Here is an 11,885-nt window from a genome sequence, read left to right as displayed (position 1 = left end):
GGGCTCGGCTCGCAGACGTTAGTCCATAGGAGAATCGACATGCGGTATCCCCTCGTCGCGCTTTCGCTGGCCGTGCTTGCATCCCACGCCTTCGCGGAAGACGAATTCACGGCGAAATCGCTGTTCTTCGCACAAGACAACGCCGTAGTTGCCGTGGGCACCGGCGCATCGCCGACCGCCGTCGCGGCGGCGTCTGCGCCAGCGACCGACGGCGTCCAGCAAACGGCCGGCGCTGGCAAGATCGTGAAGGTTTCGCAAAAGAAGACGGTCGCCCGGATCGGCGCAAGCTACTTCATTCGCCTCAAGGAAAACGACGGCACCACGCAGGACGTTCTGGCGCGCCGCGTGTTCAAGAGCGGCGAGCACTTCCAGCTCGGTGTGAAGGTCAACCGGCCTTCGTACGTCTACATTCTCAATGAAGCACCGGACGGCACCGTAACACAGATCTACCCGCAGGCGTCGCAGGACAACTTCGTCGACGCGATGGGCGTCGTTTTCTTCCCGGCCAAAGGCTCGTTCGTTTTCGACAGCAATCCGGGCATGGAAAAGCTGATGGTCTATCTCACGCCCGAGCGCGAGCACGGTGATGTCACGCGCCGCCTGCGCCACGTCGCACCGGATCTCGTCTCGACGCCCCTGACGCAGACTGCGTCTGACGCGGGTTCGTGCGCAGCAGCGCCTGTAGCCGCGACGGCTGCGGCGGACACCGGGGCGAGCGGCGCGGCGGCGCTGAGTCTTGCGGACGCTGGCACCGGTTACGCCGCGAAGGGCATCGCCTTTGCGCCCGATACGAATACGGGCTGCGGCGCGAAGGTAGCGGCGAACGATACTCAGGAGTTTGCCGCCAAGGGAATCGCCTTTAGCGACGACGCCACGCCTGCTGCAGGTGGCCAGGTCGCATCCTACGTTGTCAAGCAGGCGAAGAAGCCCGAAGCCGCGAATCTCTACCTGAAGATCAATCTCGCCCACGAGTGACGCACGTCGTCATGGACCTCTGAACGGACAGCTTCGACCATGGAACACAACCATCTGATCATCGGCCTTGGCGGCTCGGGCGGAAAAATCATCCGCAACCTGCGCAAGACCATCGAACGCAATCGCGATGCGCAGGGCAACAGTCCTTCGGATGCGTGCTTCGAGTACCTCTACGTCGATACGTCGACCGATGAGCTCGACAAGCACGACGAATGGAAGGTGCTCGGCAAGGACATCGATCTTGCGCGCAGCCAGTACGTCGTCAACACAGCGAGCAGCGTGCGTCCCGTGCTCGACGATCCCGATTCGTTCCCGGGCCTGCGCGACTGGATCGAGCCGCGCAGCATCTTCGGCTTCGTCAAGCCGGGAATCGCGGGTGCAGCGCAGCGCCGCAAGCTCGGTCGCCTCGTCTTCGCGCAGAATGCCCCACAATTCGTGAAGGCCGTCGAGGACCGCATGCGCCTGCTCGAAAGCGGACCGGGCCGCACGGGCGTGACAATTCACGTTGTCTGCGGGCTTGCGGGCGGCACCGGTAGCGGATCGGTCGTGGACGCTGTCGCGCTTATCCGCAACAAGTATCCCAATCCGGATCTTCACCGCATCCTCATCTACGCGCTGCTGCCGGAGAAGGACTCGAAGCGCGTGCGTGACGTGGCGGGCTTTTCGAACTACTACGCGAATGGCTACGCGGCGCTCGCCGAGCTCAACGCGATTGCGGTCGGGCAATATCATCCCGCGAATGTGCTCGACGGCTCTCCGATGGAGCACGACGTCTACTTCAACGGCTGCTATCTCGTGAGCAATCTCAACGAGCACAACCTGCAGTTCGAGGTCGACACGGAGATTCCGCGCGTTGTCGCTGAGTTCATCTACCAGAAGACGCTCAACAAGCAGTGGGAAGGGCTCGGCCGCGCGGAAAAGGGCGAGAACGATATCAAGAACTTCGAAAGCGAAGCGGATATCGGCAAGGCACGCGCGAAGCTGTTTCTGTCATTTGGCGTCGAGCGCATCGTGGTGCCGGAGCAGGAGATCAAGGAGTTTCTGGCCTACGGGTTCGCGGAACAGGCCACGCGCCAGCTCATGTTCAACAACTTTCGCCAGGGCGAAGGTTATGCCGACGAGCCTCTGCAGAAGGACTGGGGCTCCGAGGTGCGCAAACCCGAAGTCGCACGCCAGCTGCTGCTAAGCGACGCGCATCTGATGCTCGAGACCGGCATCCTGGAAGACGATGCGAAGAACTCGATGTGGAAGCCGGCGCGCGAGTACTGGAAGCAGATCGTGAGCCGCCTCGCACCGGAGATCCAGGCCGACCAGACGCTCGAACAGACCAACTGGACGCACGCGCTCAATATGCGTCTCGCGAAGGTTTTCGACGAGACGTACCGCACCATGGGCGGCGTGCGCAAGTTCTACGAGATCAAGGGCAACGCGCGTCCCGAAATGGCGCGCCACATCTGTTCGGTGATCGAGAAGGAACTGTTCAGCCAGTGGAAGGTGGGCACGCATTCGCTTATCCAGCTGCGTCAGTTCGTGGATGCGCAGCTCGCGGTGCTGGACGAGCGCCTCGCCGTGTTCAACGAAGAAATCGCAAAGGCGCCCGCGGCGGAGCAGGCCATCCTGCAGCGCATCGCCGAGCTGACGACGCAGTTTAACAAGGTGGGCTTCTTTGGCCAGCATTTGACCGACAAGCGCAGCTCGTTGTTCGCGGACATCGCGAACCAGCATCAGGATCTGTACGCGCTTCGCACGCTCCACGAGGGGCGGCGCTTTGCGAGCAGCCTGCTGCCGTTTGTCAAGGACGGTCTCACGACGCTGCGCGGCCTCATCGACGAGTTGCACCAGAATCTCGCCGCTGCGACCGAGAGAGTGCGTCAGGAACAGGCCGCGCGTCTTGAGGGCGCGGATGCGATCTACCAGCAGCGCATCTTCGATCGCAACGCCATCACCAATGTGATGAAGGCTGTCGTCGTCGACGAGCAGGCGCAGGCCGCGCGCACGCAGCGTGTGCGTCAGTCGATCATCGATCTCGCCGGCACCGACGCGGACTCGTTCGACAAGCTTTCCCGTAGCCTGTCGCTCGGGGCGATCCTCTCGACGATCACCCAGGCGTCGGCGAGCATCGTTGAGTCGGCGCATGCGGAGATCTCGAAGAATCTGCCACCGGTGTTGCACGTCAATATCGTTGAGCGTCTGCAAAAGCAGTATGACGCGAATCCCAGCGGACTGAAGAATTTCGTCTCGGGTCTCTACGAGACCTCGGGGACGATGCTTCAGTACAACAAGACCGAGGTCGACCGGATGGTGGCCGGCAACGAGGGCGGCTCGCGCGGCACAGCGAGGACGGTCGGCGTGTTCCTGCCCGAATGCGAAAGCCAGAAGGACTTCCACGCGAACCTGACTGCGCTCTTCGAGGCACAGAAGGACCCCGCGTCCGACACGGTCGTCGCGTCAGGCAAGCTCTCGAACGAGATCGTCATCATGAAGATTGCATCCCTGATGCCGGTGCGGTTCATTGAACCGCTCGCGATGCTCAAGCGTCATTACGATGGCCTGCTCGGTGACTACAACGAATCCTGGCTGCTGCATGGCGCCGGTAACGGGAAGAACCTGCCGCCGCTCTATGCGCGTACCGCAACCGAAATTGCGAACCAGGCCAAACGGCAGCCGTACCGGCTCATCGGGCGCCTGCTCGAGATGATCAAGCTGCGCGAAAACCGCACCACTGGCGAGCCGGAATGGGTCTTCGTCTACGAGAGCGACGGGCTGCCCACCTCGAAGGTGCTGGCGGGGCGGACCTGGCAGGACGTGCTTGAGGGCGACCAGGCAGCGGGAGTTCAGGAGCTGATCGAGAAGGAGATCGCTCGCCGTCTTGACGCAGGCTACAAGCATCGCGAGCAGAAGGAAGCGCTCCTTGAGCAGTTCAACAAGCTCGCTCGCGAGCAGTTCGAAAAGAGTGGCGAGGATACCGAAGACCCGGCGTACAGGGCGCTGGTACGGATGAAGCCGCTGGTGCGCGAGATCGTTGGTTTGACCAATGCGGCGGCCGAGCCCGCTTGAGTGCGGTGATCCGAACGATAAAGAGAACACAAGGACCAACATGACGATTTACAAGTGCCCGACGCTCGGCGACTGCGAGCGCGCAAACAGCGGGGAGCTTTTCGAGCGTGCGCCGGGGGAGGATCTGAGCTGCCCGGGTTGTGGAACCTTGCTCGAGCAGCAGATCAAGCCCGTCTCCGCGCGCGGCCCGCGCAAGCCGGTGATCGTTGCGGCAGTGGCGGGCGTTGTCGCGCTGGCGCTCGCAGGCGGCGGAGCTGGGGTCTACTACAAGAAGACGCACGGCGCGGCAGCTGAGGACGCGTATAGCGCAACCCAGGCGCAAACGCAAATGCAGGCGTCTGCGCCCGCAGCAGTGGCAGCCGCGCCTGCATCGGCGACTGTCGCGGCGGCAAGCGACGCACAGCCGCCGGCCACGCAAGCCGCAAGCGGCATTGCGCCGAGCGCAGCCGAGATCGCCGCGCTGCGCAAGTCGGGAGACGCAAAGCTCGCACAGGGTGACGCCGCTGGGGCCGAGGCGGCCAGCAACGACGCCGCGACCAAGGAAATGATCAAGGTTGCCATCGCGGACATTGCGCAAGGCAAGCTCGATGATGCCGACAAGGAACTCAAAGACGCGGCGACGCGGGACCCGAAGCAGTCGCTCGTCTACTACAACCTGGGCGTGTTGCGCCTGAAGCAGGGCCGCACCGACGACGCACTGAAGCAGTTCGAGGCGAGCTTCCTCAATGGCTTTGCGTACTTCGGCGAGATGGACAAGGACCCGGATCTGGATAATATTCGCCGCGATCCGCGCTTTACCGCGCTCGTCAGCAAGTATCGCGCTGCCACGACGTGATGCTGCCGATCCGGCTGGTGGCCATCGCCGCCATGGTTCCCCTCGCGCTGGCTGCGGGCTGCTCCAGGAGCGATGGTGCGTCGGTGCTCGGGCACTGGCGCGCGGAGCGCATGCAGGTCTACAGCGTGAAGTTACCACTCGGCCCGGATGTCGTGATCAGCAAGGACGCGATCTCGAGTCCGGGGATGGACGCGAAAATCCCGCTCGACGGCATTGAGCGCAAGGGCGATGAGGCGGTGCTCGATACGACCTACGGCATGGGGATATCGCTCTATTTCGTGAGTCCCGATCGCGTGTACGTGAACGTGCCGATTATCGGAAAGGTGTATTACCGGCGTGTAGATGATTCGCCGGTAGGGACGACCGATGTCGCCACCGCAACAGCGCAACATGCGGTTCAGGCGGTCGTCCCAGCTGGACCATCGGTCGTCACGCCAGCAGCACGGTCTGTTGAGGTTAGGCAGGTTGCCCCTGCGGCGCCCGTTGCGAGCAACGATACGGCGCAGGGGCTCATGCAGCAGGCAGAGGCGGCGCTGCGGGCAGGTGAAGACGCGCAAGCCGAAAAACTGCTGTCCCAGGCCCAGGTAGCGCCGTCGGCGCACCCGCTCGTCGACATCGATCTTGCAGTTCTGGCGGCGAAACGTTCTGATGCAGATAGCGCTATCGATTATCTGAATCAGGCGTTTAAACACGGCTACCGACAATTCGCGACACTGGATGCAACGCCCGAATTCGAGGCATTGCGACAGGATGTGCGCTATCAGGCACTCGTCGCCCGCTATCGATAAGCGGTGCAGAAGCATGCCCGTGACAATCGATTGATTTCCTCTTGGGAGAATATATGAACGACACATCGCGCAACATGATGCTTTACGACGCGCAGAAGAAGAGTGTAGGCGTCGCGTTTCTGTTCTGGTTTTTTCTTGGCTACCTCGGGGCACACAGGTTCTACACCGGAAGGGCGCTGACTGCCATCGCACAGATTGCCCTGACGCTGGTCGGCGCGGCGACGACGTGGGCAGGCATCGGTTTTTTCCTGCTGATTGTTGTTGGAATCTGGGTATTGGTCGATGCGTTCATGCTGCCAGGCATTGTACGGCGCTATAACGTGGCGCTTGCAGGCCAGATAAGCTGAAGTCGTTTTGGTCTGTGCGCGACCTCTCAATCTCGCTGATTTCGAGGGGGGGTCAAGAATAGCGCAGCATTCGACGCACGCTTTACTGAAACGACTTCGTACGGCTTGACAGCTGACGTATTTCTCTCCGGGCCGTCCAGTGCGGTGCGCGGGGCAGTGGAAGAGTTGTCGTTCCGACAAAATAAGGGAAAGAATCATGAAGATGGTAAGCTGTATGGTGATAGCACTCACTCTGAGCCTCGGCGCCGGTCAGGCCGTTGCAGCAGGGTGTCTCAAGGGCGCCGCAGTCGGTGCTGTAGCCGGGCACGTAGCTGGCCATCACGCAGTTGCCGGCGCACTTGTAGGTTGCGCAGTCGGGCACCATATGGCGAAAGAAAAGGCAAAGAGGGCAGCTGAGGAACATGCCGCCGCGCAGGCGCAGTAGAGTCCAGATGAAAAAGACGGCGACAATGGATGCGTCGGATGAACTTTGCTAGCTCTATCGCAGCTATGGTGCGCTCGGGGACATGATAGTGAGCTTGCAGCACTTTGATCTGGCGCGCGCTGAGTTCGGACAAGATCGCTTCTAGCGCCTGGGCGCATGCTCAGTCCCCAGCGTGTCTGCCATATTCGTCCGATGCGCCGAGCGCTGGAACAATGGCTTGTCGTGCGTTGGTGTTTTCTTGTCGAGCGGGTGCTATCCGCTACACCATTGTGCCGCCAGCATTTGTTTTGGGAGTACAGCTGCGCTACAACGGCTGCCCCAAGCGGTAGTTCACCGTTCTCTCTCTGAGTAACCTTGGAGCTCAAAAAAGGCCTCTTCAGTTGGACGGACCATTGCATCGATAGGCGGCTCCCGACTAAAGCAACCATCTCGGTGCGCCGATAACCAGAGACAGACAAAAAAGATTGCATTCAAGGATGGCCCGACCGCATACCCACTACGATAATCTCAAGGTATCTCGCAACGCGCCACCAGAGGTCATTCGAGCCGCTTATAAGGCGTTAAGTCAGCGTTATCATCCAGACAAGAACAGCAGTCCGGATGCTACGAGGATCATGAAGATCCTCAACGAGGCATACGCGGTGCTCAGCGACGAGGATAGTCGACGTCGTTACGACGCTACGCTCACTGCGGAAGTGGAAGAGCCTCCTCGTCCAACCTCGGATGAACGCCAAAACAAGCCGCCCGAGCAACCACCGCCGGAACCCGAGCGTCATAGCGCGCAAGCGTCGACGAACGCTAATTCGGAACCCGCGGACGATCGCCGCAGTACGGTGCCGCCTAAGAAGAAGCGCTACGGCTGGTTGTGGTCCATTGGCATTGCGATCGCCGTTCTCATTCGAGTGGGGACGAAAGGATCAGATCACGAGCCCTACTCCCGGTCAGAAACGACAAACTACTCTAGCAGTAATTCCGTAGGTGATTCTTCTTCCCAAGCCGTGACTCCGGAAGCGCCTGTCGTCTATAAGGCGCCCCTTATTACCAGCTTCGACTGCAAGAAGGCTCGATCGCCGTCAGAAAAGCTAATCTGTAGCGACGAGGAGCTGGCGGCCCTGGATCTCAACTTAGCGACGGTGTTTGCACAGGCCAAGGCTGTAGCCCCTGATATACGCGTATTTGCGGAGGCAGCGCGGCAGAATTGGAACTGGCGCAATGCAAATTGCTTCGACAAAACATGCCTCGTGACTTGGTTTAACGCACAGCGAGACAGGCTCGTTGCGATATTGAATGAGCCCGTGCCGGCCATTGCCGCTTCACAACTGCCGGCCAACGATGCTGGTTTGTCTTCAACGGAGGGGAATGCAGAGTACCGGTCACGGTCAGCGCCTGATACAACCGGGCCGAGAACGGACGTTTCTCCTTCATCGCTCTATCTCGAACGAGTGGCGCGGCGAGTGCGTCCGAACATAGTATGGTCTGGTGAGACCGACGGTGTGGAGGCAACCATTAATGTTCGCTGCAATCGCGACGGAACTCTGCTGTCCGCGTCGGTCTCGCGCTCGAGCGGCAATGTGCAATGGGACGAGGCAGCCTTGCGAGCGGTCCAGCGATCAGATCCGATGCCATTAGACGTCAATGGTGAGGCACCTGCCACCTTCGCTATTACGTTGCGCCCATCAAGCAACGCATCGTCGACTTCGCAGAATGGTCGAGACACAGCGCTGTCATGGGCTCACGCCGAGGCAGAACAGCACGCGAACGCCGATGCGGCCTATGACCTTGCGAAGCAAAAGCTCGATGCCATAAGCGCTTCGTGTCCAGATGCGAAGTTGCTGCAACAGACGCCGCAAAAGTCCGGCCCTTACAAGCCGGTGATCATGTTCCTCAGTCAGCAATGCGGATACATAGTTAGCTATTGGCCAGAAAGCGGCGAAGAACAAATTTCCTTCGATCGATCCATGATCGCGAGTTGGAGCGGGTATTGTTCGATGCGCGGAGGCATTCAGACCACGTGTACCAAGGCTGGCGAAATCGAGTGATTTGTTTGCGATATAGCCTACTGCTCCGCCAGCGGATTGGGTGTTGCCAGACTATAAAGGCCGACGCCGGTACCCCAGAAGATCCGGCGGCTGGCGGTCGATATCCCATATTCAGTCTTCGCGCTGTTACGGGTAATTTGATTTCTCGAAGAGATTCTTTCATGCTATCTTGCCGCGCGCAGGCGACAGTAAATAATTCCGCCGCGTCTAGGCCAATCAAAAGGGGTTTACGTTCATGATTAAAAAAATGTTGGTCGTTCTGCTCGCCATGGGCATGTTTGCGCTCTCGGGTTGCGATAATCAGAAGAAGGAGTCGACTGTAACGACTGCTCCGACTTCGACGATGCTCGATGAAATATCCGGCGTGTGGCGCGCGCAGAGTGAGAACACTTTGATGACCATCCAGTATGCGGACCACAAGGTCCGCGTGCTGTTTGGTGATGGCTTTATTCCCGTCACAGTAGGTGCCATCGACGACGTCAACAAAACCGTTAATTTCAACGTCATTCTAGCGGCAACGGGCAAGCCTGCGGTCTGGACCGTCCGGGAGATTTGGAACGAAGACAAATCTTCCTTTCATCTGCAACTCACATTGCACGACGGCACGCAGGAGGACTTCGGTTTCGTGCGTAAAATCTCTACAGACGACCTGAATCACATTGCAAGCCTTGAGCCGCAACAGCCCAAGACAGACAGCACTGCACAAACCGCAGCTGCTGCTGCGCCGGTTATCAATGCGGACCAGCAACAGCAAGCGCAGCCTGTAGCGGTTGCAGCATCTGCCACGCCGCCCACCATTGACCCGGCACCGACGGTTGCTGTGCCTGCTTCCGCCTCAACGGACAACAATGTGGCGCCGGCTGCGCAGACTGCAGCAGCGCCGGCACAATCGGAAACCTTCGCGCCGAGCTTCGATTGCGCGAAAGTCTCGACCGGTCCCGAACGATTGGTGTGCGGATCGCAAAAGCTTTCCGCGCTTGATGTTCAGCTGGCTCAGGCCTACAAGCGAAATATGAGCTTGACTGACGACACGAAAGCTCTCAAAGCTGAGCAGATTGAATGGCGCAAAAAGGAGCGTGACGCTTGTTCCACCGTCGACTGTATGGCGCAAGCCTATCAGAGCCGTATTGACGACCTTGATGCCGTTAGCAGCCACCTGTCAAAACCGAAACAGTTCCAGTAAGTCACATGCTGGCGCGCTTGCGGAGACGACACGCGCGCCGGTTGTCCACAATTGTTCATTGAGTGTGACATGGTAAGCGATCAGCTTTCCCACCTTGACGGAGGGCCGGCGCGAGGAAAATGAACAATCAAGTGGGAGCCTGTCAAAGTGGGGCACAAGCATAATTGGTCGGCAACGCGAATTCTGTCTTTTTCCTCGGTTGACGCCGACTTGGCAAATTGTGAAGTTCTCCGATAATTTAGAAATCTCCAGGGATTTTTCGCTCAGCGTTAACCAAGATAGTAATAAATTTTCAAATCGGCTAAAAAGCGATATTAAATGATAAACAAGCGCGTAGTATTTGTCAGGCGATCGATGAAAGAGGGAATTGAGCGCGATTCATTCATAATTGTTAGCGATAGTACGATTTTCTTGCGGATGGTAATAAATTCTTATGGAAAACATCATCCAAGCTTTTCCGTCGTAACCCCAACAGTAAAAAGCGACGGACTGGTGTTGTATGGAGACACGGCTCATTTGCTAAAGACTGCTATCGACACAGTTCAAAGTTTTGGGCAGACTGCTTACTTATCCAAAGATTCTGGGGGCAGGCAATGGGTAAAACTAGCTAACGTGATCAATGATGAAGAACTGGAATTGGTTGTGAGTCGCTTTTTTAAGATCCTCTCACAGGATCTGGAAGTTCAAGTGGAGATCAGCCATCAGTAGACTCGTTGGGTCTTGGGTTTTTCCTCGACTGGCCGCGATCAATTGAACGACTGAATGGTGTCTGAAGCAGTCGTTGCGGCTGCATGAACCCAATGACAATTCCGTGTCGAGGCTACGCATCCGCGAGAAGTGATAGCTGACATTCGTGGCTATCGACGCCCGAATGTCGGGAAATGGATTCTCAGCGCCTGACGCTGATATCCGTGCATCGGCAACGGCGATGAAGGGTTTGACGCGATCACGGCACAAAGGTCCGTTTTGTGAGGGGGGCGGCCGCGTGAATGACCGAAGGCCTGTCTTCCGCCTGAATGTGCAACTAACGGCCTGCACCGCCGGCACCCAATGACGCCGGTTCCCGGCGTCTTGCTTCAGCCGGCGGGGTGGGTGGCGTGCACGGTCGTTTGCCTCCGGCTGGCGAGGGCGTCTTGCGCATCGATGGTCAGTGTTCGGGCTTTTTCCGAGGAAGTGGGGCTTTTTGCGGTTTACACTTGAAAGGAGCGCCCAACGCTTTTTCTCTCGTAACAGAGTTCGAAAACGAGCGTATTACGAGGAAGGAAAGCATGGAACCCAGACACGCCAAAGTGCTCACCCCCGCGAAATTCCGCCACCTTTTGCGCGTCACTGAAGCGACGAGCCGCTTCCCCGAACGTGACACGTTGATCCTGCTACTCGGCGTCACCTGTGGTATGCGGGTGATCGAGATCGCTCGGCTGGAGGTTAATCACGTGCTCACACGTTCGGGCGCGCGTCGCGAAGAAATCGCCTTGCCGGGATCTATCACCAAGGGCTGCCGGCCGCGCTGCATTTTCCTCTCACATCAGTGGGCGCTCGAGGCCTTCGATCGATATGTTGAGTGGAGGTACATACGTGCTGATGGCGTCTTGCTGGACAAGTGCGAGTATCGCGGCCTCATGCCTCACACACGACTCATCCTCACGCAGTGGGGTGGCCCGTTCGAGCTGAGTGTGAAGCGTCGTGTCAATTTCGAGGGCGAAGCTGTCGAGTATCTGGCTGCCGACAGCCTGCAGAGCTACGTGACGAGTCTGCACCGCGCCGCAGGCCTCGGGGCAGGGTACAGCAGCCATTCAGGGAGACGGACATTTGCCAGTCGACTCGTCGCGCAAGGGCACTCGCTTGAAACTGTTCGGGTTCTCCTGGAGCATGCGCATATTTATGTTAGTGAGGGAAACATAATATTTGTTGCGTGTGGTCACGAATTCAGTGCGGAAAGCTCCTTTTTTTCACTCTAAAATACCGACGCTATGCTAGCGCATAATGTAATATTTTTTTCTGTTGAGAGGGACGCCGTTTATCGCGTTAGGGATGGCAGCGTCGGTCTGACTTCGTAAACTGTTGAGGCCGAAACGGCTGGAGTGTGGGACAACGGATGTTTGTTGTCTAGCAGGCTGTTGAAATACCTCCCGCATACGTCATCCGGGCGGGAGGGGTAAACGTTGAAACAAAGATTCGGACAACACTGAGACTGAAGCGATGCGCGGAGCGGACGGCTATACCGAGTCGATGTTCAC

Annotated in this window: 9 protein-coding genes and 2 pseudogenes; all 11 read left to right on the top strand. The window is 58.5% G+C overall.

Annotation, left to right across the window (positions count from 1 at the left end):
• Positions 1 to 39: 39 nt before the first annotated feature.
• The 11 genes and pseudogenes from AB3X98_RS00055 (at position 40) to AB3X98_RS00005 (ending at position 11,606) form a co-directional block, all read left to right on the top strand.
• Positions 40 to 975 carry a DUF4384 domain-containing protein gene (locus tag AB3X98_RS00055; protein ID WP_368603077.1) on the top strand — a complete coding sequence of 312 codons (936 nt, stop codon included), beginning with the start codon at positions 40 to 42 and terminating at the stop codon, positions 973 to 975.
• A gap of 39 nt (positions 976 to 1,014) precedes the next feature.
• On the top strand, positions 1,015 to 4,032 hold the full coding sequence (locus AB3X98_RS00050; protein WP_368603076.1) for a tubulin-like doman-containing protein: 3,018 nt from the start codon (positions 1,015 to 1,017) through the stop codon (positions 4,030 to 4,032).
• A gap of 40 nt (positions 4,033 to 4,072) precedes the next feature.
• On the top strand, positions 4,073 to 4,867 hold the full coding sequence (locus AB3X98_RS00045; protein ID WP_368603075.1) for a tetratricopeptide repeat protein: 795 nt from the start codon (positions 4,073 to 4,075) through the stop codon (positions 4,865 to 4,867).
• Positions 4,864 to 5,655: a hypothetical protein gene (locus AB3X98_RS00040; protein ID WP_368603074.1), complete on the top strand. Its 792-nt coding sequence runs from the start codon at positions 4,864 to 4,866 to the stop codon at positions 5,653 to 5,655. The genes AB3X98_RS00045 and AB3X98_RS00040 overlap by 4 nt, the downstream gene beginning before the upstream one ends.
• Before the next feature lie 53 nt (positions 5,656 to 5,708).
• Positions 5,709 to 6,002, top strand: coding sequence for a TM2 domain-containing protein (locus tag AB3X98_RS00035; RefSeq protein ID WP_368603073.1), 294 nt, complete (start codon positions 5,709 to 5,711; stop codon positions 6,000 to 6,002).
• Positions 6,003 to 6,198: 196 nt separating this feature from the next.
• Positions 6,199 to 6,426: a hypothetical protein gene (locus AB3X98_RS00030; protein ID WP_368603072.1), complete on the top strand. Its 228-nt coding sequence runs from the start codon at positions 6,199 to 6,201 to the stop codon at positions 6,424 to 6,426.
• A gap of 476 nt (positions 6,427 to 6,902) precedes the next feature.
• Positions 6,903 to 7,091, top strand: a pseudogene (locus AB3X98_RS00025) (J domain-containing protein); the annotation flags it as partial.
• Positions 7,092 to 7,856: 765 nt separating this feature from the next.
• Positions 7,857 to 8,108, top strand: a pseudogene (locus tag AB3X98_RS00020) (energy transducer TonB); the annotation flags it as partial.
• A 592-nt stretch (positions 8,109 to 8,700) separates the two neighbouring features.
• Complete coding sequence (locus AB3X98_RS00015; protein ID WP_368603071.1) at positions 8,701 to 9,648, top strand: lysozyme inhibitor LprI family protein; 948 nt, start codon at positions 8,701 to 8,703, stop codon at positions 9,646 to 9,648.
• A 354-nt stretch (positions 9,649 to 10,002) separates the two neighbouring features.
• Complete coding sequence (locus AB3X98_RS00010; RefSeq protein ID WP_368603070.1) at positions 10,003 to 10,356, top strand: hypothetical protein; 354 nt, start codon at positions 10,003 to 10,005, stop codon at positions 10,354 to 10,356.
• Between the two features lie 560 nt (positions 10,357 to 10,916).
• Entirely contained in the window at positions 10,917 to 11,606 is a 690-nt protein-coding gene (locus tag AB3X98_RS00005) for a tyrosine-type recombinase/integrase (RefSeq protein ID WP_368603069.1), read from the top strand.
• Positions 11,607 to 11,885 lie beyond the last annotated feature (279 nt).

The organism is Paraburkholderia sp. BR14312, assembly GCF_040948675.1.
GTDB lineage: Bacteria > Pseudomonadota > Gammaproteobacteria > Burkholderiales > Burkholderiaceae > Paraburkholderia > Paraburkholderia nodosa_A.
The sequence above is the reverse complement of the archived record's forward strand: the minus strand, read 5'-3'. Positions and strand labels throughout refer to the sequence as shown.

Excerpts from the sequence above, each read along its gene's own strand:
- AB3X98_RS00055 (WP_368603077.1), top strand. The coding sequence starts at position 40 with ATGCGGTATCCCCTCGTCGCGCTTTCGCTGGCCGTGCTTGCATCCCAC.
- AB3X98_RS00050 (WP_368603076.1), top strand. The coding sequence starts at position 1,015 with ATGGAACACAACCATCTGATCATCGGCCTTGGCGGCTCGGGCGGAAAA.
- AB3X98_RS00045 (WP_368603075.1), top strand. The coding sequence starts at position 4,073 with ATGACGATTTACAAGTGCCCGACGCTCGGCGACTGCGAGCGCGCAAAC.
- AB3X98_RS00035 (WP_368603073.1), top strand. The coding sequence starts at position 5,709 with ATGAACGACACATCGCGCAACATGATGCTTTACGACGCGCAGAAGAAG.
- AB3X98_RS00030 (WP_368603072.1), top strand. The coding sequence starts at position 6,199 with ATGAAGATGGTAAGCTGTATGGTGATAGCACTCACTCTGAGCCTCGGC.
- AB3X98_RS00015 (WP_368603071.1), top strand. The coding sequence starts at position 8,701 with ATGATTAAAAAAATGTTGGTCGTTCTGCTCGCCATGGGCATGTTTGCG.
- AB3X98_RS00010 (WP_368603070.1), top strand. The coding sequence starts at position 10,003 with ATGAAAGAGGGAATTGAGCGCGATTCATTCATAATTGTTAGCGATAGT.
- AB3X98_RS00005 (WP_368603069.1), top strand. The coding sequence starts at position 10,917 with ATGGAACCCAGACACGCCAAAGTGCTCACCCCCGCGAAATTCCGCCAC.